Here is a 26,386-nt window from a genome sequence, read left to right on the forward strand (position 1 = left end):
CGCGCCCACCCACCCACCCGCGCACCCACCCACCCGCGCCCACCCAGCCGCGTTGATCATGCACTTGTGGTGCCGGACAAACACGGACATTCTGGGAGTGTCGCGGCACCACAGGTGCATGATCAACACCGGTCAGGCGTGGTGCTCCTGCTTGTCGCCGGCCCACTCGACGTGGAAGGCGCCGTCGCGGTCGGTCCGGCGGTAGGTGTGCGCGCCGAAGTTGTCCCGCAGGCCCTGGATCAGCGAGGCGGGCAGGCGCTCGGCGCGCAGGCCGTCGAAGTACGACAGCGAGGACGAGAACGCCGGGGCCGGGATGCCCGCCTCGGCGGCCGCGGCGACGACCCGGCGCCAGCTCGGCACGCCGTCGTTGACGCCGGCGGCGAAGTACGGCGCCACCATGAGGCTCTTGAGGGTCGGGTTCTCGTCGTAGGCTTCGCGGATGCGGTCGAGGAACCGGGCGCGGATGATGCAGCCGCCGCGCCAGATCGTCGCGAGGCCGCCCCGGTCGATGCTCCAGCCGAACTCCTCGCTGCCGGCCTGGATGTGGTCGAAACCCTGCGCGTAGGCGACGATCTTCGACGCGTACAGCGCCCGGCGCACGTCCTCGACGAACTGGTCGCGGTCCTTGACCTCGATCTGCGCGCGGTCGGTGCCGAAGGCCTCGCGGGCGGCGGCGCGCTGGTCGGCGTGGCCGGACAGGGACCGGGCGAACGTCGCCTCGGCGATGCCGGTGATCGGCACGCCCAGGTCGAGGGCGCTCTGCACGGTCCAGCGGCCGGTGCCCTTCTGCTCGGCCTGGTCGAGCACGATGTCGACGAACCCCTTGCCAGTCGCCGAGTCGACGTGGCCGAGCACGTCGGCGGTGATCTCGATGAGGAACGACTCGAGGTCGCCCGTGTTCCAGGTGCGGAAGATGTCGGCGATCTCCGCCGGGGTGGCGCCCAGGCCGGCCCGCAGCAGGTCGTACGCCTCGGCGATGAGCTGCATGTCGGCGTACTCGATGCCGTTGTGCACCATCTTCACGAAGTGCCCGGCGCCGTCCGGCCCGATGTGGGCGCAGCATGGGGTGCCGTCGACCTTGGCGGCGATCTTCTCGAACATGGGGCCGAGCGTCCGGTACGACTCCGGGGAGCCACCTGGCATGATGCTCGGGCCGAGCAGCGCGCCCTCCTCGCCGCCGGAGACGCCGGTGCCGACGAAGTGCAGGCCGTGCCCGCGCAGCTTCTGCTCGCGGCGGCGGGTGTCGGCGAAGTGGGCGTTGCCGGCGTCGACGATCATGTCGCCCGCTTCCAGCAGCGGTACCAGCTCGTCGATCACGGCGTCGGTGGGCGCGCCGGCCTTCACCATGACGATGACGGCCCGCGGGCGGGCGAGCGAGGCGACAAAGTCCGCCATCGACTCGCCCGGCACGAAGGTGCCCTCGTGCCCGAACTCGTCCACGAGACGGCGGGTGCGCTCGTACGAGCGGTTGTGCACGGCGACGGCGTAACCGTTGCGGGCCAGGTTGCGGGCCAGGTTACGGCCCATCACCGCGAGGCCGGTCACGCCGATCTGCGCCAGGTCGGACATCTACGATGCACCTCATCCAGTCGTTGCGATCCACGCCCGGACCGGTATCACTACCCCGTGATCACGGACCGAAGCGGCGTCGGACCAGGCTACCCGCCCGCCGTCCGGCCGCGGCACGGCCGGGACGCGGTTCCAGCAGCCAGGATCCGCGGCCGTCGTCCATCTCGCTACCTGACGCGGACCCCGTCGAGCGCGATCGCGAGCACCCGCTCGCGTTGCGCCTCGTCGACGTAGCCGCCGCCGGTGATCCCGGCGACGAGCCGCAGCAGGTCGTCGAAGGTCAGGTCGGCGCGGGCGACCCCGGCCTCCTGCGCGCGGGTCAGCAGCGGCTCGCCCGCCGCGTACATCCCGGCGCGGCCGCCGCGCATCATCTCCGAGTCACGGTTGAGCGCCTCGGAGATGGCCCGCTTGGTGGCGACGTAGGCGACGAACCGGCGCAGCCAGGCCGTCAGCGCCTCCCAGGGCGGCAGCTCGGCGACCAGCCCGGCGGCCCGGCAGAGGTCCTCGATCTCGCCCACGTATACGCTGTCGAACAGATCCTGGCGGGTAGGGAAGTTGCGGTAGAGCGTGCCGATGCCCACCCCGGCCCGGCGCGCGATGTCCTCGAGGGAGGCGCCGGTGCCGTGCTCGGCGAAGGCGCCGCGCGCGGCGGTGAGCAGGGCGTCGAAGTTGCGCCGGGCGTCCGCGCGCCGCGGGCGGCGCACGGCGGGTGTCGGCTCCGTCACGGTGTCGGTTCCTCGAGGTCGGAGGCATTGTGGAGGCTTACCTCCACTTTAGCAAAGCGGCACCGACGGCCGAGATCCGCGGTGCGCCGCTCGACCGGCTCCGGGCCCGTCCGGCCTCACGGCACCCCGAAGCCGGCGATCGGCACGAAGTCGTGGACCGCCGTGCCGCGGTGCTGGTTGATCAGGCTGTGGCTGTTCAGCTCGATCAGCGCCGCGTCCGGCGGCACGACACCCGTGTAGTCGACGCGGCCCCTGGGGCTGACCAGGCAGAACAGGATCTCGTAGCCGGCCATGACGTACCGGCCCTGGCCGAGGTCCCGACGTTTGCGGCCGATCCAGCGCGCCACCTGCTCCGGCGTGCCGACGCTCGACACGTGGGTGACCCAGCAGTCCGGGTAGAACCGCAGATAGCTGAAGCTGTCCTGCTCGGGCCACTGCGCGACGTACAGGCCGTCGCACCGGGGCGTGACCGGCGGCAGAGGGTCCACGTTCGCCGCCAATCCCGCATCGGTACCGCATGAGCCTCGGACGAGCGGAGTATAAGCGCCCTTCGCCGGCCACCTCCCTGGTACCACCGCGATCGCATCGACGCTGGTCATGGTGGTTGAGGGGGCCAGCGCCCGGGCGGGCGACGCCCTAGGCTGGCGGGGTGCCGACGGAGCCGCTGACTCTCGCCACGGACAACGCCGCCGCCTTCTGGACCGCGGTCGGCGAGGCCCGCGGCGACGCGCTGACCCGCCGGCCGGGGTTCCTCGCGGTCTCCGGGGACGCGCGGGCCGGTCTGCGGGTCCTGACGCTGCGTGCCGACCCGTCCGGCGGCGACCTCTCCGAGCTGATCGCCCTGGTTCGGCAGGGCACCGGCCGCCGCGTGATGGTCGAGGACGCCTACGGGTCGGTCGACATGAGCCCGCTCGGGCTCGCCGCCCGGCAGCTACCGATCATGATCCGCCACCCCGGCGCCCCGCTGCCCGCGCCGAGCGTCCCGGTCACCCGCGTGACGTCCGCGGACGACCTGCGCACGGCCGAGCGGATCGTCGTCGACGGGTTCGCCCTGGAGCACTTCCAGCCGTACCGGCCGGGGGTGGTCTTCCCGCCGGCACTGCTCGACCGGGTCGAGCTGTTCCTGGCCGCGATCGACGGGGAGCCCGCCGGCGCCTGCCTGGTGAACCCGGACGCGGCCGCGGTCGGGATCTACTGGGTGACCACGATGCCCGAGTTTCGCTCCCGGGGCGTCGGCCGGGCGATCATGCACGAGGTGCTGACCCGCTTCGACTCCCGGCCGGTGACGCTCACCGCCACGCGGTCCGGCCGGCGGCTGTACGAGTCGCTCGGCTTCGACCGGATCGCCGCCGCTACGTGGTGGGCGTGAGTGGCGGGGCGGGATCGGCGCACGAGCGCCGCGACCCGCTCGCCGCGGCGGGGTGGCCCGTCCGGCCCTCAGCGCGGCCGGACGACCCAGTCGGGGTGCTGCTCGGCGAAGGCGTCGAGGCGGTCGGCGCGGGCCGCCGCGAAGAGCTCCCCGGTGGTCCCGTCGAGGGTTTCGTACGACCTGCCGCCCCGCGTGTCGGAGTTGAACCGCCCGCCGTTGGTGCGCAGCATGGTGAGCTCCTCCGGGCCGATCCCGCGGAGCCGCAGCATCCACTCGGTGAGCGAGTGCCCGTTGCCGTCGAACGTCAGCGAGTCGCCGACCGCGGTGAGCGTCCGGTCCAGCGCGACCGGGTTGGTCAGCACGCCGGCCGAGGTGATCCGGTCCGCGAGCGCCAGGAGGAGTTGCTGCTGGTGGCGCTGCCGGCCGTAGTCGCCGTCGGGCAGCAGTTCCCGCTGCCGTACGTAGTCCAGCGCCTCCCAGCCGGCGAAGTGACGGCAGCCGACGCGGTACACCTGGGGACGGACGCCCGCGATCCGCTCGGGCCGGAAGTCGGGCGGGATCAGCCGGTAAGGCGCGGTCTGCCGGCCCTGCGCGTCCCAGCCGATGTGCACGGAGGTCGTCTCGGCGTCGACGCACAGGTCGACCCCGCCGACGGCGTCGACCACCGTGCGCAGCCCGGTGAAGTCGACGATCGCCCCGGCGTCGAGCACGAGCCCGGTGAGCCGCTGGACGGTGAGCGCGAGCAACTGGAACCCGCCGGCCCGCCCGCCCCGCCCCGATCCCACGGCGAACGCCGCGTTGAGCTTGTCGGTGCCGTGACCGGGGATCTCGACGCGGGTGTCCCGGGGCAGCGACACGAGGTACGCCCGCTGACCGGAGGCGGCGACGTGCAGGACGATGACGGAGTCGGCGCGGGCGCCGGCCTGGTCCTCCTGCGGCCGGGCGTCGATGCCGACGAGGAGCACGTTGTAGCCGGGCTGCCGATCGAGCTCCTCCTGGGTGACGACCGGCGCCCGCGTGGCCCGGCCCCCGGGCGGAGCGGACGGCCGCGGCGCCGACTCGATGGTGATGTCCCGCGGCCCGTCCCCGCCCCGGGCGGCGTCCCCGAGCAGGTCGAGCTGATCGACGTTGGCGACGTAGTGTTGCCAGGCGAGTGTTCCCCCGCCGGCCATGACGGCGACGGCGAGGACCCCGACGAGCGCCTGGCGCACGAACCGCCGACCCATGCTGTCCTCCTCCTGGAGCAGCATCGGCAGCCACCGGGTGCGGTTGAGGAGTATCGCCCGGCGGGAGCGTCAGGAGTCGCGGTAGCCGTAGCGGTGCCGCAGCGGGACGGTCACGGCGCCGGTGAGGTAGCGGTGGCGCGACGGCATCCGCGTCGTCCACTCGTCGTCCAGCCGCAGCGGAACCGCCCCCGAGCGGAACCGCACCGGGTTGCCGGACACCTGGTGGGTCGGGCGGACCAGCAGCTCGCCGTGCTCGTCCAGCGGCAGCCGCCCCTCCGGCACGCCGCTCAGCCGGGTCACCGACCGCACCGTGCCGGCCGGGTCGGCCACCAGGTCCTCGTAGCGGAACCGGAGATACGGCAACCCGGCCCGCCGCGCGATCCGCTCCGTCGCGAGGTTCCACGCCGACCAGTACAGCGCCGTGAAACCGGGGTGCATGCGCGGCATCATGGCGCCGTTCGGGGCGTCCGGGTCGTGCTTGAGCCGCTGCCACGAATACGCCACCGCCCGCGGGTCCCGCACGATGTGCGCCACCCGGAGGTCGAGGCCCGGGACCCGCAGCAGCGCCGTGAGGTACGACGGGAACTTCGACGAGTCGACGACCACCTTCGCGCCGCTGACCTCGGCGACGGCCGCGTACATCCGGTGGAGCGCCCCGAAGTACCACCGCAGGTCCTCGGTGCCGGGCGGGCCGGCCGATCGCAGGAGCAGGCCGGGCAGGTGCCTGGTGCGGAAGCGGCGCGACGCGGCGTCGAGGCGGCGGACCTCCGCGTCGTCGGGGATGCCGCCGAACGCCGCCTTGAGCACCCGGACCCAGAAGTCGCACGAGCGCAGCGGGGTGCCGCAGCTACAGCGGCGGTTCTGCTGGAGGCCGCGCTCCCACAGGAACTTGATCTCGCCGACGCCGACGAGGCCGGGCACCTGGTCGAGGAGGCTCTCGGCGAGCGTACTGCCGCTGCGTCCCCACCCGGCGAGGTACAGCACACGGATGGTCGGGGTCGGGTCGCTGCGCACCTCAGGACAACGGGCGAGATGTCCCAAGAGTTACGACTTCACCCCACGAGAGCCGGCCGGCACGCGGCGCGACCGACGACACATGTGTTCTGCAACGTTCGACATAGAACTCCGCCACGGAACATGCGCATGATGGCGGCTCCACCGATGTCCGTACGGCGGACGGTCCACGTGAGGAGCCCTTCATGACGACGAACGACGTGATGGCGCCCGACGCGCTCATGCGGGCCGTCGTGTTTCTCGTGGCCCTCGCGGCGATGCTCGTCGGGCACACGCTCGGCGACCACGTCGCGCAGACCGACCGGCAGGCCACGCTCAAGTCCACGCCGGGCCGGGCCGGCTGGCGGGCGCTGTCCGGGCACCTCTTCTCCTACCACCTGACGGTCATCGGGGTTCTGCTGCTCACCGCCGCCGCGCTGCGGCTGCCGCTGTCACCGTCCGGCGTCGTGGCCGGCCTGGCGTTCTCCGCGGTCACGCACGGGCTGCTCGACCGCCGCTGGCCGGTGCGGGCGGTGCTGCGCGCGACGCGCTCGCCGGAGTTCGCCGAGACGACGTCACCGATCTGCGGGATGTACGTCGCCGACCAGGCCCTGCACAAGGGTGCCCTGCTGGTCTCCGCGTTGCTCGTGGCGGGACTCTAGCGCTAGCGCCTGGGTCACCCGTCCGGGGCTCCTCCCGGCGGTGACGTCGCGCCGGACGCCGCACGAACCGCCGGTCGACCGTCCATCCGTAGTCGATCGGTAACCGTTTGTTCATCGTGAGCATTCGCCGACGGCCGGATCCCCGGGTAGCGTCGGTTTGCATGGCGACCTTGCAGAGCAAGCGCAAGACCGCCGATCACGATGCGGTGATCCGGGACGTCGAGCAGGCCGAGGGCTACATTGCATCGATCTGCTTCAAGACCGGACCGCCCGAGACGGTCGGCGTCGAACTCGAGTACACCGTCCATGACGGCACCACCCCGACAACCCCCCTCGATCGCGACCGGCTCTGTCAGGCCCTCGGAGACCACGCCCCGGGCACGCTGCGCGCCGACAGCCCCGGTCTCCCGCTGGCACACGGCGCCGCCGTCACTCTCGAGCCCGGCGGCCAGGTCGAGCTCTCCAGCCGGCCGCATCCGTCCCTGACCGCTCTGCACGCCGCGGTCAACGCCGAGCTCGACCAGCTCACCGCCCTGCTCGCCCGCACCGGCCTCCGGCTCGGCGACACCGGCGCCGACCCGCACCGCCCGCCCCGGCGGCTGCTGTCCACCCCCCGCTACGACGCGATGGAAGCGGCGTTCGAGCGCCGGGGCGTGTGCGGAACGATCATGATGTGCAGCACCGCCGGCCTCCAGGTGTGCCTGGACGCCGGGCCGGCCGACGGCCTCGCCGCCCGCTGGGCCGCGGTGCACACGCTGGGCCCGCCCCTGCTGGCCCTGTTCGCCAACTCCCACCGGCTCGCCGGGCTCGACTCCGGCTGGGCCTCCGCGCGCCAGCGCGTGTGGCACGGCATCGACCCGTCCCGGACCAGGCCGGCGGCGACGTCCGACGATCCCGTCGCGGACTGGGTGCGCTACGCGCTGACCGCGACCCTGCTCTGCGTGCGCCGCACGGACGGTCCGTGGACCGCGCCGCCGGACGTCACGTTCGCGGACTGGATCCGCGGCGGGTTACCGGGCCGGCCGACGTACGCGGACCTGGAGTACCACCTCAGCACCCTGTTCCCGCCGGTCCGCCCGCGGGGCTACCTCGAGATCCGGTACCTCGACACCCAGCCGGGCCGGTCCTGGTTCGCCCCGGCCGCGCTGCTCAGCGCGGTGCTCACCGACCACGCCACCACCGACAAGGCGCGTGACCTGTGCGCACCCGCCGCCGGCCGGTGGGTCGAGGCCGCCCGGGACGGCATGGCCGATCCGGTCCTCGCGGGCGCCGCGCGCGCCGTGCGCGACCTCGCCCTGGCCAACCTGGACCTCCCGCAGCACCTGCTCGACGAAGTCATCGAAGGGAGCACCCGCAATGGCTGACGACCTCAGGCGGCGCGTCGCGACCGAGCTCGAACGGACGCGCCGCCGCTCCGCCGTCCTGACCGACGCCGTCGACGACGGCGACCTGGTCAAGCAGCACTCGCCGCTCATGTCCCCGCTGGTGTGGGACCTGGCCCACATCGGCAACCAGGAGGAGCTGTGGCTGGTGCGCGACGTCGGCGGGCGCGAGCCGGTGCGCCAGGACATCGACCACCTCTACGACGCGTTCCGGCACGCCCGCCGCGACCGCCCCGCGCTGCCGCTGCTCGGTCCGGCGGAGGCCCGCGCGTACGTAGCGCAGGTCCGCGACAAGGCGCTCGACGTGCTCGACCGGGTGCGGCTCGAGGGCCGGCGGCTCACCGACGACGCGTTCGCCTTCGGCATGATCGTGCAGCACGAGCAGCAGCACGACGAGACGATGCTCGCCACGCACCAGTTACGGGTGGGCCCGGCGGTCCTGAGCGCCCCACCGCCACCGCGGGCGCGGGCCCGCGTCGCCGGCGAGGTGCTCGTTCCCGCCGGCGGCTTCACGATGGGTACGTCCACCGAGCCGTGGGCGCTGGACAACGAGCGCCCGGCGCACGACGTCCACGTCGACGCGTTCCACATCGACGCCGCGCCCGTCACCAACGCGCAGTACGCGGCCTTCGTCGACGACGGCGGCTACGACGACGAGCGGTGGTGGACCGCGGAGGGCTGGCGGCACCGGCGGGAGGCCGGGCTCGTCGCCCCGCTGCACTGGAGCCGCGACCCGTCCGGCTGGCTCGCCACCGAGTTCGGCCGCACCGCGCCGGTCGTGCCCGACGCCCCGGTCGTGCACGTGTCGTTCCACGAGGCGAAGGCGTATGCCACCTGGGCCGGCCGGCGCCTGCCCACCGAGGCCGAGTGGGAGAAGGCCGCCCGGTTCGACCCGGCGAGCGGCCGCTCGCGCCGCTACCCGTGGGGCGACGAGGATCCCGGGCCGGACCACGCCAACCTCGGGCAGCGCCACCTCTCCCCCGCACCGGTCGGCGCCTATCCGGCGGGCGCGTCGCCGCTCGGCGTGCACCAGCTCGTCGGCGACGTCTGGGAGTGGGTCGACAGCGACTTCGCCGCCTACCCGGGGTTCACCGCGTTCCCGTACCGCGAATACTCCGAGGTGTTCTTCGGCCCCGACTACAAGGTGCTGCGCGGCGGCTCGTTCGGCACCGATCCGGCGGCCTGCCGCGGCACGTTCCGCAACTGGGACTACCCGATCCGCCGGCAGATCTTCAGCGGCTTCCGCACCGCACGGACGCCGGAGCCCGCCTAGTGTGCCGGCACCTGGCCTACCTGGGACCGCCGATCCCGCTGTCCGGCCTGCTGTTCGATCCGCCGCACTCGCTCGCCCGGCAGTCTTGGGCGCCGCGGGACATGCGGGGCGGCGGCACGATCAACGCCGACGGATTCGGGATCGGCTGGTTCCCGCCGGGTTCGGACGTCCCGCTGCGATACCGGCGTGATCGTCCATTGTGGACCGACGCGGGCCTGCCGGCGTTGGCCGCGGCGGTGCCGTCCGGCGCCGTCCTCGCGGCGGTCCGGTCGGCGACCGTCGGCATGCCGGTCCTCGAGACGGCCGCGGCCCCCTTCGCCGAGGGGCCGTGGCTGTTCAGCCACAACGGCAAGGTGACCGGCTGGCCGGACAGCGTCGCGGACCTCGCCGCCGCCCTGCCGGTCCGCGACCTGCTCACCCTGGACGCGCCGACGGACAGCGCCCTGCTCTGGGCGCTGGTCCGCCACCGGCTGCGCGCCGGCCTCGACCCGGCCGGAGCGCTGGCCGAGGTCGTCGCGCTCGTGTCCGCGGCGGCACCCGGCTCGCGGCTCAACCTGCTCCTGACCGACGGGACGACGATCGCCGCCACGGCATGCGGTCACGCGCTGTCGGTGCTGGCCTCCCCCGGCAGCGTGCTCGTCGCGTCCGAGCCGCTGTCCCCGTCCGACGCCTGGCGACCCGTCCCCGACGGCTCCCTGCTCGTCGCCACCGTGTCGACCGTCTCCGTGAAAGGTGTTGCATCGTGACCCGTCCGGACACCGATCTCGACGTGTACCTCCACGACGCCGACCGGATCGACGCCCTGCGCGCCGACGTCCGTGCCGGCCTGTCCGCGTCGCCGAAATGGCTGCCGCCGAAGTACTTCTACGACGCCCGCGGCAGCGAGCTGTTCGAGGAGATCACCCGCCTGCCGGAGTATTACCCGACCCGCGCCGAGCGGGAGATCCTCACCGACCACGCGGCGGCCGTCGCCCGGGTCACCGGGGCGAAGACCCTGGTCGAGCTCGGCTCCGGCTCGTCGGAGAAGACCCGGCTGCTGCTCGACGCGCTGCGCGACCACGGCACCCTGGGCTCGTTCGTGCCGCTCGACGTCTCCGCCGCCGCGCTGCACGACGCGGTCGGCGCGCTGCGTGCCGACTATCCCGACCTGCACGTCCGGGGCGTGGTCGCCGACTTCGTCAACCATCTGGAGGTCCTGCCGGACACCGGCGGCCGGCTGGTGGCGTTCCTCGGCGGTACGATCGGCAACTTCACGCCCGCGGAACGGTCGCCGTTCCTCGCCAGCCTGCGGGCCCGGCTGTCGGTCGGCGAGTGGTTCCTGCTCGGCGCCGACCTGGTGAAGGACCCGGCGGTCCTGGTGCCCGCGTACGACGACGCGCAGGGCGTGACCGCCGAGTTCAACCGCAACGTCCTGCGGGTGCTCAACCGCGAGCTGGACGCCGACTTCGATGTCGACGCGTTCGCCCACGTGGCGTTGTGGGACGCCCGGCGCGAGTGGATCGAGATGCGGCTGCGGTCGGAGCGCTCGATGGCCGTACACCTGCGGGCACTGGATCTCACGGTGACGTTTGCCGAGGGCGAGGAACTGCGCACGGAGGTGTCGGCGAAGTTCCGCCGGGACGGCCTGACGGCGGAGCTGGCGGCGGCCGGCTTCACGGTGCGCCACTGGTGGACGGACGCGGGTTCCCGTTTCGCGGTGGCACTCGCGACGGCGTCCTGATCGCCCGGGGCCTGGCCGCCGTCGCCCCGGCCAGGCCCCGGGCGATCGTGTTGTGCCGGTCATCCTGCTCGGCTGACCCGGAGGTACGACAACATCGGAAACTCCGGTCGACGCCACACCGCGCCCGGGGTGGTGCGTGGCGGGAAGATTCGTCGGGTACACAATGGTGCATGACCGCCGCGCCCTCCATCGTCGCCGACCGCTACCGTCTTCTCCAACCGCTCGGCGTCGGCGGGATGGGCCGGGTGTGGCGGGCCCGGGACGAGACCCTGCACCGGGACGTCGCGGTCAAACAGATCGTCCTGCCGCCTGAGCTGCTCGACAGCGCCCGCGACGTCGCCATGGAGCGGACGTTGCGCGAGGCGCGGGCCGCGGCGCGGCTCAGTCACCCGAACGTGGTGCGGGTCTATGATGTGCTGGCGGCCGAGGGGCATCCGTGGCTCGTCATGGAATACGTGCCGTCCCGTTCCCTCGACCAGGTCATCCGCACCGACGGCCCGCTGGAGCCGAAGCGGGTGGCGGAGATCGGGCTCGCGGTCCTCGACGCGCTGCAGGCCGCTCACCGCGCCGGGGTCGACCACCGTGACATCAAGCCCGGAAACGTCCTTCTCGCTCAGGACGGACGTGTCGTACTGACCGACTTCGGCATCGCCCGCGTCGAAGGAGAAGGTCACGTGACGCGGACCGGGCTCGTGCTCGGCTCGCCGGAGTACATCGCGCCGGAGCGGGCCCGCGAGGGCATCGCCGGCCCGGCGAGCGACCTGTGGTCGCTGGGCGCGACGCTGTATGCGGCGGTGGAGGGCCGTTCGCCGTTCGGCCGCGGCTCCGCGATGGAGACGCTGACCGCGCTGGCGTCCGAAGAGGCCGACCCGCCCCAGCGGGCCGGTTCGATGGAGCCGGTGCTGCGTGCGCTCCTGCGTAAGGACCCCCGCGCCCGGGCCGGGTTCGCCGAGGCGGCCGAGTTGCTGCGGGTCGCCGTCATCGAGCGGCCGGCCCGCCGGCGCCGTTCCTGGCTGAGCGGCTGGGGCCGGCCGGCGGCGCCCGCCACCCAGCCACGCCCGGCACGACCGGCGCGGGGCCTGCTCCCGGCCCCGGAAGGGTCGCCCGGCCGTGCGGTTCCCCCGGCGTCGCCGGTGCCGCCCCAGCGCAAGCCGCAGCAGAACCCGGACACGATCGTGGAGCCGGCGGTCCGGGGCATGGCGGCCGTGCCGGCACCCGCGCAGGCCCCATCGCCGGAAACACCCGCGCCGGAACCGGCGACCGCCCGGGTGCCGGAGGTGGCGCCGCAGGAGCCCGACCCGGCAGCGGTGGAAGGGCCGGAGGCCGCGCACGAACCCGAGCCGACCGTCACGGATCCGGACACCCGCGAACCGGAAGCGGCCGCCCAGGGGCCGGTGGCCGAGCCCGAGGCGGCACCGGAAGAGCCGGAGACCGCGCACGAACCCGAGACCACACACGAACCCGAGACCACACACGAACCCGAGACCACACACGAACCCGAGACCGCGCACGAACCGGAGGCCGCGCACGAGCCCGAGACCGCGCACGAACCCTCCACCGCCACGGAGCCGGCGGCCGACGCCGCGCCCGGCACGACCGCCGAGGAGCCGGAGACCGACCCCGAGCCGGAGGCGGTAGCAGTTGCCGAGCCGGCGGCAGCGGCCGTCGCCGAGCCGGCGGCCACCGCCGAACCGCAGGCGGCCGAGGTCGCGGAGCCGGCGACCGTCGTGGCCGTGAAGGCGGAGCCGCCGGTGGTCGCCGTCCGGCCGGAGCGGGAACGGCGCGGCCACGGGCCTGCCGCCGCACCGCCCGCGGGGACGGGGAAACGGGGCCCGGCCGTGGTGCTCGCCGGCGTGGCGGCGCTCCTGGTCGTGTCGCTGATCGTGTGGCTGGCGGTCAGCTCCGGCGACGACGAGCCCGGTGGCGGGACCGCGGCGCCCGCCCGGTCTGCCGGCACCGCGCCGGCGACGGCCGGCGCGCCGAGCCCGACCGCGGATGGCACCAGCCCCGGCGGGCAAGGACCGAGCAGCGCCGCCGCCGAGCCGACGAGCGCCGCGCCCGGCAGCTCGGCGGCGCTACCGCCGCTGCCACCGGGCTGGATCGACTACCACGACGCCACGGGCTTCTCGGTGTACGTCCCCGCGAGCTGGCGGCAGTCGAAGGAGAAATCGATCATGTACTTCCGCGACGCGGGCAGCGGCAAGGTGCTGGGCATCGACCAGACCGACACGCCGAAGCCGGACCCGGTGGCGGACTGGCAGTCCCAGCGGGACTCCCGCGTCGGGAACGGCGACTTCAAGAACTACGTGGAGGTCCGCATCCAGCCGGTCGACTACTTCCAGAAGGCCGCCGACTGGGAGTTCACGTTCGACGGCAGCAGCGGGCGCCGGCACGTCAACAACCGGGGCGTGATCACGTCGCCGACCCAGGCGTACGGCATCTACTGGCAGACGAAGGACTCCGATTGGGAGGCTTCCCGGCCCGAACTACAGTTGATCTTCGACAGCTTCCGGCCGAAGCCGTAGCCCGGCGCCGGATCGACCGGGGACGGCTGGAGCCGGCAGGCTGCGTCGAGGTGACCGCGGCGCGGCCACTCCGCCGGACGGACCGAGGGACGCGCACCTGGACGCGACCACGTACGGTGGGCGGATGATCGACGGATGGGCGCCTGACGGTGGCGGAGTGCTCTGCCTGCCGTCCGGGCGGCTGGTTCGCGGGCGGGGACTGCGCCGGCCGCTGCCGGCGGGACCGGTGCCGACGTTCGGGCTGTACCTGCTCGGCAAGCCGCCGCCGGCGACGGAGTGGGCGGCGCGCTGGCTGCGGTGGCCCGACTTCCGGCTGCCGGCCGACCGCGACGACGCCGCCGACGCGTTCCGCGACGTGCTGGCCCGGGCGGCCGGCGGGCGGGTCGAGGTGGCGTGCGGCGGCGGCCGCGGGCGCACCGGCACGGCGCTCGCCTGCATCGCCGTCCTCGACGGGGTGCCGGCGGCGGAGGCGGTCGCGTTCGTGCGGCGGCACTATTCGCCGCACGCGGTGGAGACGCCCTGGCAGAAGCGCTACGTGTCGCGGTTCCCCGGCTGACCGGCGAGGTCCTTGAACGCGACCGCCGCACCGGCCGGCGGCGGGGTCGCGGCCGACAGCGCCCGTGCCGACAGGGACGCGACGAGACTCCGGTCCCGCCCGAGACTCGTCACGAACGCGATGCGCGCACGAGGCGCAGCACCGCCGGGCGGGGCAGGTCGAGCAGGCGCGCGTCGAGCCACGCCGGGCGGTCCAGAAGGCGGGCGGCCTCGGCGCGGGCCTCGTTCTTGGTGAGGGTCCCGCCGCTGCCCCGGATCAGCGACTCGCGCAACACGTTGCCGAGTTTGCCATGTGCGTGGGTCAGCAGCCAGGCCGCCGGGTCGCCGGCGCCGGCCGCGGCCGCCTCGACGATCGCGTGGTCCGGATCGGGGGTGCTGCGGCGATACCGCAGCGTGTACTTCGCCCCGGCCACCTCCCGCAGCGCCGCCTGGGACGCGGCGTCGGCGAGATCGGGGTGCCGGTTCGGTACGAGCAGCGTCAGGCGTTCCGCGTTGACCGCGAGCAGCGCCCGCAGCAGCCACGGCCCCGGGTCGCCGGTGAGGTCGACGCCGGCCGCACCGGACCGCACCGCGACCGGCCCGCCGCCGAACACGTCGGCGGGCGCCAGCGCGCCGGGCAGGTGCGCACCGCCCGGGCGGCCCTCCAGGGACTGCCCGCCGTGCGTGTAGATGTTGATCGACGCCTTGGCCAGGCGGCGGTCCAGCGCCCGCCAGGTGTCCGGGGTCGGCCGGCACACGTAGAGGTCGCTGGCGCTGCCGACGGCCTGCGCGCCGTGGTACCGGTTGAAGGCCGGCAGGATCGCCTCGGTCACCAGGTCGAGGTCGAGCACGGCGCGCTGGACCTTCAGCCCGAGGGCCGGGGTCAGCGGGCTGAAGCCGTAGGCCATGACGAGCCGGCCGTTCGTGCGGTCGCCGAGTGCCTGCGCGCCCCGGCCGACGAACAGCCGGACCCCCTCCGGGGTGTAGGGCGGGTCGGTGAAGACCAGGTCGGCGGTGCCGGTCAGCGCGGGCGGCAGACCGAACCGCAGGTCGGCGTGCCAGCAGTCGACCTCCGGGTCCTGCGCGGCGATGTAGTCGAGCAGCCGGTCGTCGACGTCGACGACGCTGACCCGCAGGCCGGGGTTGACCCGGCGCACGGCCAGCGAGGTGAGGTCGTGGTCGCCGACGCAGACGAGGTGGGCACCGGTCAGGTCGAAGGTCTCGTCGAGCCACACCGCGCGGCGGCCGGCGGTGCCGGCGGTCGCGGAGACGTGGTCGAGGGAGTGGTCCGCGGCCGGGGCCGCGGCGATGACCGCGGTCAGGTCGGGTGCGCGGCGCGGGCGGTGGAGGTCGTCGTAGCCGAAGCGTTCGCGGTACCGCGGGACAGCGGTCGGCCGCAGCAGCGGGCCGTCGAGGTCCGGCCCGGCGGCCCGCAGCAGCGCCTCGACGGTCCGGCGCGGCACGGCGTGCTCACGGACGAGGTCGTCGAGGCCGCCCGGCGGGCGCTCCCGATCGGTGAGCCGGGCGATCACCTGCCGGAGGCGGCGCGCGGCGATGCCGGCCTCGGCGACGAGCGCGGCGACGGTGTCGATCGGCTCCTCCGTGATCACGTCGTCCCTGATCCCGTCGCCCGTCACTGCCGAAACACTACAGACACCCGTCAAAGTTGACGACCCGTAGTCGTGAGCGGGCCCATGTTGTACGGAGCGCAAGGTTTCCGGCGGGTTTCCCGGGCGGAAGTACAGGGTGGTGGCGAGGGTCGACAGAGGGCATCGACCCTTGTCCAAATATTGATCGGTGTGTGATCGTCGGCGCATCGCTATGAGTCGATGCGGCTGGAAGCCCGGTGAACGGCGTGCTCACCACCCCTCCCCACCGCCCCGGCTCACGCGTGTCGTTGTTGATTCCGGCGCATCCGTCACATATCCCCCGGTCGATGCGCCGTTGCTGGAGAGAAGGCACCCTTGAAGCTCACCCCACGGTTCGCCACAGCGGCCGGAGTGTTCGCGGTGGGGCTGGTAACAGCCGGCACCGCCGCGGCCGTGCAAGCCTCACCCCCAGTGCCCGGGCCGACCGACGTGGCGGTCGCCGACTCGGTCGCCGGCCAGAAGGCCGACTCGTTCGTCGCCGGCAGGCCGAGCGCCCTGCACCCGAGCGCCGAAGACGCCTACGTGCAGAAGTCGGTCACCGCGTCGGGCAGCGCGAAATACGTCGCCTACGAGCGCAAGTACAAGGGACTCCCCGTCGTCGGCGGTGACTTCGTCGTGGTCACCGACGCCGCGGGCGCCACGAAATACACCTCGGTGGCGCAGTCCCAGGCGATCGGCAACGTGCCGACGGCGGCCAAGCTCACCGCGGCGGACGCGGAGGCCGTGGCCCGCAAGCAACTCGCCTCGGTCAACGCCGTCGAGGGCACGCGGCTCGTCGTCTACGCGCTGGACGGCCCCGCCAAGCTCGCCTACGAGACGACGGTCACCGGCACCGGGGCCGACGGTGCGAGCCGGCTCACCGTCGAGGTCGACGCCGCCACCGGCGCGGTGCTCGACAAGGCCGAGCGTGTCATGAAGGGCACCGGCACCGGCTGGACCGTCGGCAACGTCACCATCGACACGACGCTGTCCGGCGGCACGTACCGCATGCAGGACCCCGGCATGTCGACGCTGAGCTGCCAGGACGCCACGAACAACAGCACGTTCTCCGGCTCCGACGACGTGTGGGGCAACGGGGTCGGCACCAACCGGGAGACCGGCTGCGTCGACGCCCTCTACGCGGCGCAGCAGGAAAAGGCGATGCTGTCGCAGTGGCTGGGCCGCAACGGGTTCAGCAGCAGCGGCGGCGCCTGGCCGATCCGGGTCGGCCTGAACGACCAGAACGCCTACTACGACGGCACCCAGGTCCAGATCGGCAAGAACACCGCCGGTCAGTGGATCAGCGCGCTCGACGTGGTCGCCCACGAGCTCGGCCACGGCATCGACGACAACACCCCGGGCGGCATCTCCAGGTCCGGCACCCAGGAGTTCGTGGCGGACACGTTCGGCGCGGCCACCGAGTGGTTCGCGAACAACCCGAACGACCCGCCGGACTACCAGGTCGGCGAGGAGATCAACCTCGTCGGCGGCGGCCCGATCCGGCACATGTACGACCCCTCGCTGGACGGCCACCCGAACTGCTACTCCAGCAGCGTCCCGTCGACCGAGGTGCACGCCGCGGCCGGGCCCGGCAACCACTGGTTCTACCTGCTCGCCCAGGGCAGCGCCGCCAGCGGTGGCCAGCCGGGCAGCCCGACCTGCAACGGGTCGAGCATCACCGGCATCGGCATCCAGAAGGCCATGAAGATCATGTACAACGCGATGCTGATGAAGACCTCGACGTCGTCCTACCTGAAGTACCGGACCTGGACGCTCACCGCGGCCAAGAACCTGTACCCGGGTAGCTGCGCCGAGTTCAACACGGTCAAGGCCGCGTGGGACGCCGTCAGCGTGCCGGCGCAGTCGGGCGACCCGACCTGCGCCGGCGGCACCACACCGCCCACCACCACCCCGCCGACGACCTCGCCGGCGGGCAACTGCACCGGCCAGAAGCTGCTCAACCCGGGCTTCGAGTCGGGCGCGGCCAACTGGACCGGCACGACCGGCAGCATCGGCCAGTGGGCCAGCCAGGGCCAGCCGGCCCGCAGCGGCACCTACAGCTTGTGGCTCCTCGGCTACGGCTCGGCCCGCACGGAGTCGATCGCCCAGTCGGTGACGATCCCGGCGGGATGTACCGCGACGCTGACGTTCTACGTGCACATCGACTCGGCGGAGACGACGGCGACCACGGCGTACGACAAGCTGACCATCACGGCCGGCTCGACGACGCTCGCGACGCTGTCGAACCTCAACAAGGCCTCCGGCTACCAGCTCAGGACCTACAGCCTCAACGCCTTCGCCGGCCAGACGGTGAGCATCAACTGGAGCGGCAGCGAGGACTCCTCGCTGCAGACCTCGTTCGTCATCGACGACACGGCGGTCACGCTCGGCTAGCGGTACCCGCAGACGAGGGCCCGGGCCGCGCGCCGCCCGGGCCCTCGCCCTCTGCGCACCACGGCCGGGACGGCGGCGCGTTCCGGGCCGGCTCCAGATCATGGGAAAGATATGGCTGCCCCGATAGCCACATCTTTCCCATGATCATGGAGCCGAGCGGCACAGGGGCGGATTGCGGCGGAACGCCCGCCGACCGGCGGGTCTCGGCGGCGACACCGCCGAGGCCCGCCAGAATTGTCGCCCGTGTTCGGGGTTGACCGGGGGCGGCCTTGACCCCTGGCTGCACAAGACGCTCCACGATCAAGGAACCCGAGTCGGGCGCGACGGCCGGAGGCAGCGGCGAAACGGCCACCGCGGTCACGGCGCGTCGGCGGCGAGGCGGGTGAGGATCGTCCCCACCGGGCCCTCCGTCGCGTGACGGAACCCCGTGCCCGCCCACAGGTGGATCGTGTCCGTGTCACCGGCCGCGGCGGCCGCACGGCGCAGCGGGGCGGTCAGGTGGTGTACCGCAGGATAGCCCAGCGGCGCGTCCGCGTCGTGCGCGGCGACGAACCGGTTGCGCAGCCCGCGGGCGGGCCGGCCAGTGAACGCCCGGGTCACCACGGTCCGCATGCCCGCCGGGTCGGCAAGGGCCGCCCGGTGCGGCGCCGACGCGCCGCTCTCGTCGGCACGCAGCAGGACGGTGCCGACCATCGCGGCGGCCGCGCCCGCCCGGAGCACGGCCGCGACCTCCCCCGCCGTCCCCATCCCGCCCGCGGCGAAGATCGGCAGCGGGACGCGCCCGCCGATCCCGGCCACCAGGTCGGCCAGCGGCACGGACACGGGCGGCGCCGCGGGGGTCAGCGTCCCCGAATGGGCGCCGGCGTCGGCCGACTGCACGACCAGGGCGTCGACGCCCCGCTCGGCGGCGGCGAGGGCCTCGGGCAGCGCGGTGACGGTCTGCACGACGACCGTCCCGGCGGCCCGCAGCTCGCCGACGAGCGCCCGGCCGGGCAGGCCGAACGTGAAGCTCACGACCGGCACCGGGTCGGCCAGCAGCAGGTCGATCTTGTCCTGCCAGTGGTCGTCGTCCTCGACCGGCTCGGCACCGGCGAGGTCCAGCCCGTAGCGCTCGGCCTCGGGTCGCAGCGACCGCGCATACCGCCGGAACGCTTCGGGGTCGACCGGCAGCGGGTTGGGCGCGAACACGTTGACCCCGAACGGCACATCCCGGACCGCGGCGATCTGCTCGGCGAGAGCCTCGGGTGTCTTGTACCCGGCGGCGAGGAACCCCAGCGCCCCCACGCGCGCGGCGGCGGAGACGAACGCGGGGGTCGACGGCCCGCCCGCCATCGGCGCCGCGATGAGCGGCAGCGGGAGGCCGAGTCCGGTCAGCGGTGTCGGCACCGGACCAACGATAGACGGCCTCAGCGTGCCGGAGGCCGCGATCGAGGGCCGCGGCCGTCAGCGAGGTGCGCGGGTCGAACGTGGTGGTCCAGGCCGTGCCGGCCGCGGTGCGGACGTCCACCTCGGAGGTTGACGGTTCCCGGCTCTGGTCCGAGGACCCGCGCGGTGAGCCATCGGCGCCCGGCCTCGCGGGCCGCCTCGCCGCGGGCACGGATGAGCGCGGTCCGCACACCCCGGCTCCGGCACCACGGGCCGTCGAGTCCACCGTTGCCGTGTCCTGGTGCAGGAGCAGGCTTCCGCCGCCGGGAGTGGGCATCGGAGCCGAAGGCACCGGATCCGGCGATGGAGCCGCACCTCCGGCCGGGCGTGCCGCCGGACCGGCCGCAGCGGCCCGGTCACCCGCCGGCACAGGGCACGACGGCGGTGATGGTGGGCACTGCGCGGCCCGGGCCCGGAGCCGGGCCAGCTTCTCGGCGTGCCGGGCCCGCAGGCCGTGCCGGCGCGCCTCGGCGAACTCCGCGCGGACCGCGGCACGGTGCCGGCGTCGCTCGCGCCAGACGGCCGCCTGCGCGGCGAACCGCGCGTCCCAGTCGATCCACGTGATGCCCTCGTCCTCCCCAACCACGCCGCCAACCTATCCCCAGGTACGACATTTAGCTCTTGACCGCCGAGGCTGAGCGTCGCGCGGGCGATGCCGGGTTCGCCGGGACGCTCAGCCTCGAAGTGCCGCGCGTCGCCGGGAGCGGCCCGGCATACTGGGCGGATGGGGACGCAGTGGAAGGAGCTGCCGGCACCGAGGGCGGCGACTCCGGCGGAGCGCGCGGTGCTGCGGGCACTGGCCCGACGCGCCGGGGTCGAGCCGCTGGCGGCGCAGGCCGCGACGGCGCGGGTGACGGCGCTCTGCGCGTGCGGCTGCGCCTCGGTGCGGCTGGCGTGTGAAGGCCCGGCGATACCGCGGGAGACCGTCAAGGCGTTGAGCGACGGCGGACGCGGCGACCACTGCGCCGTCCAGGTCCGGGCCGGGGCCGTCGACGTGGTCGCGCACGTCGTCCACGGCATGCTCGTCGAGCTGGAACTGTTCGCCGGCGAGGGCGTGAAGGTGGAGATCCCGAACATCGGATAGCGCCGCTACGCCGGCTGGACCAGCCTCGCCCCGAAGTCCTCCACCGACGCGCGGATCCGCTCCGGGTCGCCGCCGTCGAGGCCGAGGGCCAGCGAGCGCGGATACGGCCGGACGCGCGGCCCCCGCGTCCTCCAATGCCAGGATCAGCCCCAGGATCCGCCCGTCGAGGGTCTCGTCGGGCTCCAGCAGCACCCGCCGCCCGTGGTCCCGGGAGCCGCCCCGCCCGGGCGAACGCGTCCTGCACCAGCTCGGCCGTCGACCGGGTCATCGTCCGCGCCGAGCGCCGAGGTGGGTACCGGCGCCGCGTCCACGGTCCGCTCGGACGGTTGCAGCAGGGCGGTCACGCCGAAGTGGTCGGACACGAACCGGGGCTCGCCGTCGCCGGTCAGTGCGGCGAGGTCGGCGGCCAGGCTGTCGCCGGAGCCGAAGACGAGGTCCACGCGGGCCTGCCGGTCCCGGACGGTGAGCCCGCCGGCCTCCACGTAGCGCACTCGGTGCCACGGCACGTCACCGCCGGCGACGAACGCGGGCAGGGGCGCCGCACTGACGCCGGCGTCGCGCTCCTCGTAGCCGACGACGAACCGCGCCGCGTCGAGCGTCGCGTCGTATCGGATCCGGGAGACCACGTCCTGCACAGGACGCAGACTGCCACCGCGCCCCTTCGCCATGCCCCCGTAGGGTAGGCGACCGGTTTCCGGCCGCCCACCCCGTCACCGATACGGCGGATACGGGTACCGCTGGTGCCGCTGGCGCTCCAGGCGCTCCTTGCGCCGGCGGACCAGCACGATCAGCGCGGCGACGAGGCCGACCAGGACGATGAGACAGCACATCGGCAGCAGCATGCGGCCGAAGAGGTAACCCGCCCGGTAGGCCGGGTCGTCCGTGTCCTGCGGCGTGGGCGCCGCCCAGGCGGGGACCGCGGCGGCGAGCGCCAGGACGGCACCGGTCAGCCCGGCGGCCACCCGCGCCGGTGTCACCATCCGCACCCTCATGGCCCGCCAGCGTAGCGCCTGTCATCGATCCGCCGGTGACCCCGACCCGTCGAGTTACGCGTCGATCTTGCAGTTGTGGTGCCGACCAAACCGGGCATTCGGGGAGTGTCTTGGCACCACAACTGCAAGATCGAGGGGGTGGAAGCGGTCGGCGTGGGTGGGCACCGCGCTAGATTGCGGTATGCGGCTCGTCTGGCTCTTCGTCGTGGTCGTGCTGATCGTCGTCGTGCTCCTCGCGGCCGGCGCGGTCACCGGGCCCGAGGATGCGCTCTGGGCGTCCGCCGCCCTCCTGGCCGGGCTCGGCACCGTCTTCCTCGCGGTGAGCCGCTGGCGCCGGTAGCGCGCGCCGGTGCCGTCACCGCCGGCCGGCGCCGGCGCGGCGGGCGAGCCGCACGACCGGCGCGGGGCGTCCGCCGACGGGCTTCGCGGCGGCCGCCGACGGGCTCGCTGACGAGGACCCCACCGGCGAAGCGACGAGGACCGCACCGGCGAAGCGACGAGGACCGCACCGGCGAAGCGACGAGGACCGCACCGGCGAAGTGACGAGGACCGCACCGGCGAAGCGACGAGGACCGCACCGGCGAAGTGACGAGGACCGCACCGGCGAAGTCGAGGGGGACGGCGGACACGGTAGGCCGCGACGATCCACTCAGGGTGACCAGCTCGGCGCGGGTGCGCGGCCCGTAGCGCCGCAGGGCTTCGGCGATCTTCCTGGCCGACCCGCCCGGGTCGCGGCGCCAGAGGCCGCGGGGGAACCTCCGCTGCGCCGCCGCGGCGGCAGTGATGTCAAGGACCTGCCGGACCTCCTCCCGCCCGGAGACCGGGTCCCGGGTTCACGCTGTCGCTCAGGTCGTGCTCCTGCCGAACGGCGGGCTACGGTTCGTAGGATGAGACTGGTACCGGTGGTGGACATGTCGACGTCGCAGCCGGCATACCTCAACCTGGCCCACGCCACACTGATCGCCCCGATCCACCTTGACACCCGGGCCCGCACGTTCCGCAAGGACCAGCAGACGTGGGCGGTGACGTTCGTCGTCAACGTCGGCGGCTCCGCCACGGTCTACGCGACACGCCGATCGTTCGCGAGCGAACAGGAAGCGGGGGCGTGGATCGCCTCGGTCGCCGAGGTCGTGTGACCGCGGCCGGGCCGCCCGGTGCTCCCGTCCGGCTCCAGGTCGGCCGGGTCCCCGGCCGTCGCCTCCTCGACCTCACGCACCAGCCGCGCGACCAGGATCGGCAGGTGATCGCCCGCGGTGTCGCCGTCGAAGTTGCCCGTGCCCCAGGTGCCCACGCGGGCACCGTACCGTCTCAGGTCACCCGGATCAGGACGTCGCCGACGGTGACCTCGCCGGGGCGGACGGCCTCGAACAGCGAGTACCGGTAGCCGGAGACGGCCCGGCCGCACCGCTCACCGGTCGCGAACACCGTCTCCCCTACCGCCCGCACCACCGCCACCTCGCCGGTCAGCAGCGGGTCGCCGGCCGGCAGCGGGCCCTCGTGGCCGCCGACGGCGAACCGATCACCGAGCCGGACCGTCAGCGTGCCCCGCGCCAGCGGGACGCCGGGCGTCGGCGCGACCGCGTAGGAGGTCACCTGCTCGGGGCACAACAGGCCGTACGCCGGGCCGTGCCCCAGCCGACCCGCCAGGGCCACCGTGCCCAGCCCGATCATCGCGACCGCCGCCGCGACCGCGGCCCACCACCGGGTTCTCGTCACACAGGTACGACGTACCGCGCCGCCGTCACGTTCCCCACGAGGGCGAGTTCCGACGCGACCGCCGCCGGGGACGGCATCGCCGCGATCTCGTCGCGGATCCGGGCGGCGCGCTCCGCGGCGCCGGGATCGGCGAGCAGGTCCGTGGCGAGCGCGCGGACCGTCTCGGTGGAGCGGGCCGCGAAGGGCACGGCCCGGGCGAGCCCGGCCGCGGTGAGCCGCTCCGCGATCGAGAACTGGTCGCACATCTGCGGCATCAGCAACTGCGGGCGGCCGATCGTCAGCGCCGCCATCGAGCTGCCGGACCCGCCGTGGTGGACGAACAGGTCGCAGCTCGGCAGCAGGTGGCGGTGCGGGATCCAGCCGATCCGCCGCGCGTTGGCGGGCAGGTCGCCGAGGCCGTGCACGCCGGCGCCGGAGACGATCACCTCGACGTCGAGGTCCGCCAGGCCCCGCACCGCGGCGGTGAGACCGTCGACGCCCTCGGGGATCGGGACGGTGCCCATGGAGACGCAGACGCGGGGCCGGGTCCGCGGGGCGAGCAGCCAGTCCGGCAGGGTGCAGGCGGCGTTGTACGGCACGTACCGCATCAGCAGCGCCCCCGGTGCCGGGCCGAGGCTCGGCGGGCAGGTGGACACGGTGGCCGCCGGGGCGTCCACCGGCAGCCCGTCGTGCAGGGCGTCGAGACGGCCGGCGACCTTCGCGAGGGCCGCCCGGTGCACCGCGCCGGGGACCGGCAGGCCCCAGTGGTGCAGCACCCAGGGGACGCCGAGCCGGGTGGCGGCGAGCGGCCCGGCGTACTCGACCGGCTCGCTGACGATCAGGTCGGGCCGCCATGCCGCGGCGAGGGCCAGCACGTCGGGCGCCGTACGTTCGGCGATGGCGACGAACACGTCGAGGTCGAGCTCCTCGTTGCCGCCGAGGGCGCGGTCGTCCGGCCACAGGTCAAGGAACGAGGCGGCGCCGCCGACCGCCGCCGCGGTCAGCCCGGCGCGGCGCACCTGCTGGTGCAGCGCCGGCGGCACCGCGACGATCACCTGGTCGCCGGCGAGGTGCAGGGCCCAGGCGAGCGGCACCATCGCGAAGAGGTGGCCGGGGGCCGGGTTCATGGTGAAGAGCACACGCATGGCGACGTCCTCAGTGGAGGGTGACGGGAAGGTCCTCGATGCCGCGCAGCATCGTGCCGGGCGCCCGGTAGCGGACCGGCCCGGCGATGCGCAGGCCCGGGAACCGTCGCAGCAGACGGGGGAAGAGGATCCGGGCGTGTGTGCGGGCGACCGCCGCGCCCGGGCAGTAGTGCCGCCCGGCGCCGAACCCCAGCGAGGGGCGGACCGGCCGGCGGGTGACGAGGAACCGCTCCGGGTCGCTGACGTGCGAGGGGTCCCGGTTCGCGGCCGCGAGCACGCCGAGCACGGCCGTGCCGGGCTCGACGTCGAGGCCGCCGAACCGCGCGGGTGCGGTCGCGATCCGTACCGCCACCTGCACCGGCGGCTCGAACCGCAGGATCTCCTCGACCGCGGTCTCCACCGTGGACGGGTCGTCGCGGACCAGCCGCGCCTGGTCCGGGTGCTCCAGCAGCAGCCGCGCGCCGAGGGTCACCAGGCTCGCCGGCGAGTCGTAGGCGGCGCCGAACAGCAGGGCGAGGTCGCCGAGGTACGGCTCGCCGCCGTCCGGGCGGTGCTCGCGGACCAGTTCGAGCAGCCCGGCGTCGCCGGTCGAGGCCAGCGCGGCGAGCGTGTCGAGGAGCGTGTCGCCGGCCGTGGCCATCGCGGTGCGCTGCCGCGGGGTCATGAACGGCTCGAACGCGGCCGACCCGACGCGCGCCGCCGCCCCCAGCCGCAGCGCCTCGGCGTCGGGGATGCCCAGCAGCCGCCCGGTGACCAGCGACACGAACGGCACCGCCAGCGCCTCGGCGAGGTTCACGGTCGTCTCGTCCGCGAGTCGCTTGCCGAACCGGTCGAGCGCCTCGTCGGCGAGGCCGGCCGTCTCGTCCCGCAGCGCCGCCGCCCGGCGCGGAGTGAGCCGCCGGGCGAGCGCCGTGCGCAGCCCGGTGTGCACCGGCCCTTCCCGCCAGCCGAACGACTGGTAGAGGCAGCGGATCAGCCGCACCTGCTGCCAGTTCGGGGTGAGCAGCGCGGGTGCCTCGCCGGGGCTGACGAACGTGGCGTCCTGCAGCAGCCGCAGGCAGTCGGCGTGCCGCGTGAGCACCGCGGCGGCGGCCTTGCCGGGCAGGTCGACCCGCAGGACCGGAGTCCGCTCGCGGAGGCGGCGATAGGAGTCGTACGGGCTGTCGCCGGCCCTCGGCCGCACGAGGTCGAGGAACAGCCGGGCGGCACGGCGGTGCTCGGCGGCGGTCCAGAACCGCACCAGCGCCGCCGCCGTCGCGGCCGGCTGTTCCAGGTTGGGGCTGTGCGAGGCGTTCGTGACCACCTCGAGCTCGGCGCCCGCGCGCTCGGCGTAGCCGGCGAAGTCCGCCGCGGACCACAGCCGCTGGTCGCGGTGACCGTGCATGAGCAGCACCGGCAGCCGGGTGGCACGCAGCCCGTCGCCGCGGTCCGGCTCGGCCGCCAGGGAGCGGAGCGCGCCGTGCAGGAACGCCGGCCGCATGCCGGCCAGCCGCTCCCGCCAGAACTCCCGGCGCGCGGTGTCGTGCTCGGGGACGAGCCGCCGCACGACGGGCCACATCACCGCCGCGCCCTGCGCGCGGAGCGTGGTGTCGAACCCGGCCAGCAGCTTGCGGTGCCGCGGGCCGTCCATGCCGGGGCCGGCGCCGATGAGCGTCACGGACCGCAGCAGCTCCGGCCGGGCCAGCGCGGCGGCGCGGGCGACGAACCCTCCGTACGAGTGACCGACGACGTGCGCCGGCTCGCCCGCGCCGAAGGCCTCCACGACCGCGAGGAGGTCGGCGGCGTGCCGCTCGATCGAATGCCCGGCGGGACTCTCGCCGTCGAGACGGCTGTAGTGGCCGCGGTAGTCGTAGGCGCACACGCGGTGGCCCGCCTCGACGATGGCGGGCAGCAGCGGGACGAAGTCCTCCTTGGACCCCACCACACCGGCACAGAGCACGACGGGGACACCGGAGTCCGGCCCCACGCGGAGCGCCGCGACAGGACCGCGTGCCGTGTCCAGCGCGTCACTGAGGGTGATCACTCGGTGACAATAGCCGCTTTTT

Annotated in this window: 24 protein-coding genes; 12 read left to right on the top strand and 12 right to left on the bottom strand. The window is 74.2% G+C overall.

The features are described from left to right. Positions 1 to 132: 132 nt before the first annotated feature. From gndA to Drose_RS22915, 3 genes are all read right to left on the bottom strand, one after another. A complete protein-coding gene (gene gndA, locus Drose_RS22905) occupies positions 133 to 1,569 on the bottom strand; it encodes an NADP-dependent phosphogluconate dehydrogenase (protein ID WP_260723351.1) in 1,437 nt (478 codons plus the stop codon). Between the two features lie 167 nt (positions 1,570 to 1,736). Further along, positions 1,737 to 2,294: a TetR/AcrR family transcriptional regulator gene (locus tag Drose_RS22910; RefSeq protein ID WP_260723352.1), complete on the bottom strand. Its 558-nt coding sequence runs from the start codon at positions 2,292 to 2,294 to the stop codon at positions 1,737 to 1,739. Between the two features lie 116 nt (positions 2,295 to 2,410). After that, positions 2,411 to 2,782 (bottom strand): hypothetical protein, encoded by a 372-nt coding sequence (locus tag Drose_RS22915; protein ID WP_260723353.1) that lies wholly within the window; start codon positions 2,780 to 2,782, stop codon positions 2,411 to 2,413. Positions 2,783 to 2,943: 161 nt separating this feature from the next. Between Drose_RS22915 and Drose_RS22920 the strand changes: the two genes are divergently transcribed. Further along, a complete protein-coding gene (locus Drose_RS22920; RefSeq protein WP_260723354.1) occupies positions 2,944 to 3,663 on the top strand; it encodes a GNAT family N-acetyltransferase in 720 nt (239 codons plus the stop codon). Between the two features lie 68 nt (positions 3,664 to 3,731). On the opposite strand, the gene Drose_RS22925 is transcribed toward Drose_RS22920, so the two are convergent. Both Drose_RS22925 and Drose_RS22930 read right to left on the bottom strand, forming a co-directional pair. Further along, positions 3,732 to 4,913, bottom strand: coding sequence for an LCP family protein (locus Drose_RS22925; protein WP_260723355.1), 1,182 nt, complete (start codon positions 4,911 to 4,913; stop codon positions 3,732 to 3,734). A 45-nt stretch (positions 4,914 to 4,958) separates the two neighbouring features. Next, positions 4,959 to 5,903: a sulfotransferase gene (locus tag Drose_RS22930; RefSeq protein ID WP_260723356.1), complete on the bottom strand. Its 945-nt coding sequence runs from the start codon at positions 5,901 to 5,903 to the stop codon at positions 4,959 to 4,961. A gap of 185 nt (positions 5,904 to 6,088) precedes the next feature. On the opposite strand from Drose_RS22930, the gene Drose_RS22935 reads away from it, so the two are divergent. From Drose_RS22935 to Drose_RS22965, 7 genes are all read left to right on the top strand, one after another. Further along, complete coding sequence (locus Drose_RS22935) at positions 6,089 to 6,544, top strand: DUF3307 domain-containing protein (protein ID WP_260723357.1); 456 nt, start codon at positions 6,089 to 6,091, stop codon at positions 6,542 to 6,544. Between the two features lie 161 nt (positions 6,545 to 6,705). Then, on the top strand, positions 6,706 to 7,908 hold the full coding sequence (egtA, locus tag Drose_RS22940; protein ID WP_260723358.1) for an ergothioneine biosynthesis glutamate--cysteine ligase EgtA: 1,203 nt from the start codon (positions 6,706 to 6,708) through the stop codon (positions 7,906 to 7,908). Then, the gene (gene egtB, locus Drose_RS22945) at positions 7,901 to 9,199 is read left to right on the top strand and encodes an ergothioneine biosynthesis protein EgtB (RefSeq protein WP_260723359.1); all 1,299 of its coding nucleotides are present in this window, start codon (positions 7,901 to 7,903) and stop codon (positions 9,197 to 9,199) included. Before egtA ends, egtB begins: the two co-directional genes overlap by 8 nt. Then, the gene (egtC, locus tag Drose_RS22950) at positions 9,199 to 9,945 is read left to right on the top strand and encodes an ergothioneine biosynthesis protein EgtC (protein WP_260723360.1); all 747 of its coding nucleotides are present in this window, start codon (positions 9,199 to 9,201) and stop codon (positions 9,943 to 9,945) included. The genes egtB and egtC overlap by 1 nt, the downstream gene beginning before the upstream one ends. Further along, positions 9,942 to 10,919, top strand: a complete 978-nt coding sequence (gene egtD / locus Drose_RS22955) for an L-histidine N(alpha)-methyltransferase (protein ID WP_260723361.1) — start codon at positions 9,942 to 9,944, stop codon at positions 10,917 to 10,919. The genes egtC and egtD overlap by 4 nt, the downstream gene beginning before the upstream one ends. A 170-nt stretch (positions 10,920 to 11,089) precedes the next feature. Continuing rightward, a complete protein-coding gene (locus Drose_RS22960; RefSeq protein ID WP_260723362.1) occupies positions 11,090 to 13,444 on the top strand; it encodes a serine/threonine-protein kinase in 2,355 nt (784 codons plus the stop codon). A 124-nt stretch (positions 13,445 to 13,568) separates the two neighbouring features. Next, entirely contained in the window at positions 13,569 to 14,000 is a 432-nt protein-coding gene (locus Drose_RS22965; protein ID WP_260723363.1) for a protein-tyrosine phosphatase family protein, read from the top strand. A 109-nt stretch (positions 14,001 to 14,109) separates the two neighbouring features. Here Drose_RS22965 and Drose_RS22970 read toward each other — a convergent pair whose 3' ends face one another. Then, positions 14,110 to 15,615: a bis-aminopropyl spermidine synthase family protein gene (locus Drose_RS22970; protein WP_260723364.1), complete on the bottom strand. Its 1,506-nt coding sequence runs from the start codon at positions 15,613 to 15,615 to the stop codon at positions 14,110 to 14,112. Positions 15,616 to 15,942: 327 nt separating this feature from the next. On the opposite strand from Drose_RS22970, the gene Drose_RS22975 reads away from it, so the two are divergent. Beyond that, positions 15,943 to 18,000, top strand: a complete 2,058-nt coding sequence (locus Drose_RS22975; RefSeq protein WP_260723365.1) for a M4 family metallopeptidase — start codon at positions 15,943 to 15,945, stop codon at positions 17,998 to 18,000. Positions 18,001 to 18,357: 357 nt separating this feature from the next. Here Drose_RS22975 and Drose_RS22980 read toward each other — a convergent pair whose 3' ends face one another. Beyond that, on the bottom strand, positions 18,358 to 19,386 hold the full coding sequence (locus Drose_RS22980) for a nitronate monooxygenase (RefSeq protein WP_260723366.1): 1,029 nt from the start codon (positions 19,384 to 19,386) through the stop codon (positions 18,358 to 18,360). A gap of 763 nt (positions 19,387 to 20,149) precedes the next feature. Between Drose_RS22980 and Drose_RS22985 the strand changes: the two genes are divergently transcribed. Then, positions 20,150 to 20,509, top strand: coding sequence for a hypothetical protein (locus Drose_RS22985; RefSeq protein ID WP_260723367.1), 360 nt, complete (start codon positions 20,150 to 20,152; stop codon positions 20,507 to 20,509). A gap of 143 nt (positions 20,510 to 20,652) precedes the next feature. Here Drose_RS22985 and Drose_RS22990 read toward each other — a convergent pair whose 3' ends face one another. Together Drose_RS22990 and Drose_RS22995 are read right to left on the bottom strand one after the other, a co-directional pair. Continuing rightward, a complete protein-coding gene (locus tag Drose_RS22990) occupies positions 20,653 to 21,177 on the bottom strand; it encodes a DUF504 domain-containing protein (protein ID WP_260723368.1) in 525 nt (174 codons plus the stop codon). Between the two features lie 42 nt (positions 21,178 to 21,219). Then, the gene (locus tag Drose_RS22995) at positions 21,220 to 21,501 is read right to left on the bottom strand and encodes a hypothetical protein (RefSeq protein WP_260723369.1); all 282 of its coding nucleotides are present in this window, start codon (positions 21,499 to 21,501) and stop codon (positions 21,220 to 21,222) included. A 181-nt stretch (positions 21,502 to 21,682) separates the two neighbouring features. Between Drose_RS22995 and Drose_RS23000 the strand changes: the two genes are divergently transcribed. After that, entirely contained in the window at positions 21,683 to 21,841 is a 159-nt protein-coding gene (locus Drose_RS23000) for a hypothetical protein (RefSeq protein ID WP_260723370.1), read from the top strand. A 547-nt stretch (positions 21,842 to 22,388) separates the two neighbouring features. Continuing rightward, the gene (locus Drose_RS23005) at positions 22,389 to 22,637 is read left to right on the top strand and encodes a hypothetical protein (protein WP_260723371.1); all 249 of its coding nucleotides are present in this window, start codon (positions 22,389 to 22,391) and stop codon (positions 22,635 to 22,637) included. 172 nt (positions 22,638 to 22,809) lie between these two features. Here Drose_RS23005 and Drose_RS23010 read toward each other — a convergent pair whose 3' ends face one another. Genes Drose_RS23010 through Drose_RS23020 form a run of 3 tightly spaced genes read right to left on the bottom strand, consistent with a single transcriptional unit; the run spans position 22,810 to position 26,364 of the window. Next, positions 22,810 to 23,217, bottom strand: coding sequence for a hypothetical protein (locus tag Drose_RS23010; RefSeq protein WP_260723372.1), 408 nt, complete (start codon positions 23,215 to 23,217; stop codon positions 22,810 to 22,812). Continuing rightward, a complete protein-coding gene (locus Drose_RS23015) occupies positions 23,214 to 24,341 on the bottom strand; it encodes a nucleotide disphospho-sugar-binding domain-containing protein (protein ID WP_260723373.1) in 1,128 nt (375 codons plus the stop codon). Before Drose_RS23015 ends, Drose_RS23010 begins: the two co-directional genes overlap by 4 nt. Before the next feature lie 10 nt (positions 24,342 to 24,351). After that, the gene (locus Drose_RS23020; protein ID WP_260723374.1) at positions 24,352 to 26,364 is read right to left on the bottom strand and encodes an alpha/beta fold hydrolase; all 2,013 of its coding nucleotides are present in this window, start codon (positions 26,362 to 26,364) and stop codon (positions 24,352 to 24,354) included. Positions 26,365 to 26,386 lie beyond the last annotated feature (22 nt).

Source organism: Dactylosporangium roseum (assembly GCF_025264685.1).
Lineage (GTDB): Bacteria > Actinomycetota > Actinomycetes > Mycobacteriales > Micromonosporaceae > Dactylosporangium > Dactylosporangium roseum.

Bases quoted from the DNA above. Each gene is read 5' to 3' on its own strand.
- Drose_RS23005 (WP_260723371.1), top strand. From the start codon at position 22,389: ATGAGACTGGTACCGGTGGTGGACATGTCGACGTCGCAGCCGGCATAC.
- Drose_RS22925 (WP_260723355.1), bottom strand. From the start codon at position 4,913: ATGCTGCTCCAGGAGGAGGACAGCATGGGTCGGCGGTTCGTGCGCCAG.
- Drose_RS22935 (WP_260723357.1), top strand. From the start codon at position 6,089: ATGACGACGAACGACGTGATGGCGCCCGACGCGCTCATGCGGGCCGTC.
- Drose_RS22985 (WP_260723367.1), top strand. From the start codon at position 20,150: ATGGGGACGCAGTGGAAGGAGCTGCCGGCACCGAGGGCGGCGACTCCG.
- gndA (WP_260723351.1), bottom strand. From the start codon at position 1,569: ATGTCCGACCTGGCGCAGATCGGCGTGACCGGCCTCGCGGTGATGGGC.
- Drose_RS22995 (WP_260723369.1), bottom strand. From the start codon at position 21,501: ATGAGGGTGCGGATGGTGACACCGGCGCGGGTGGCCGCCGGGCTGACC.
- egtB (WP_260723359.1), top strand. From the start codon at position 7,901: ATGGCTGACGACCTCAGGCGGCGCGTCGCGACCGAGCTCGAACGGACG.
- egtA (WP_260723358.1), top strand. From the start codon at position 6,706: ATGGCGACCTTGCAGAGCAAGCGCAAGACCGCCGATCACGATGCGGTG.
- Drose_RS22960 (WP_260723362.1), top strand. From the start codon at position 11,090: ATGACCGCCGCGCCCTCCATCGTCGCCGACCGCTACCGTCTTCTCCAA.
- Drose_RS23000 (WP_260723370.1), top strand. From the start codon at position 21,683: ATGCGGCTCGTCTGGCTCTTCGTCGTGGTCGTGCTGATCGTCGTCGTG.
- Drose_RS22965 (WP_260723363.1), top strand. From the start codon at position 13,569: ATGATCGACGGATGGGCGCCTGACGGTGGCGGAGTGCTCTGCCTGCCG.
- Drose_RS23015 (WP_260723373.1), bottom strand. From the start codon at position 24,341: ATGCGTGTGCTCTTCACCATGAACCCGGCCCCCGGCCACCTCTTCGCG.
- Drose_RS22990 (WP_260723368.1), bottom strand. From the start codon at position 21,177: ATGGCGAAGGGGCGCGGTGGCAGTCTGCGTCCTGTGCAGGACGTGGTC.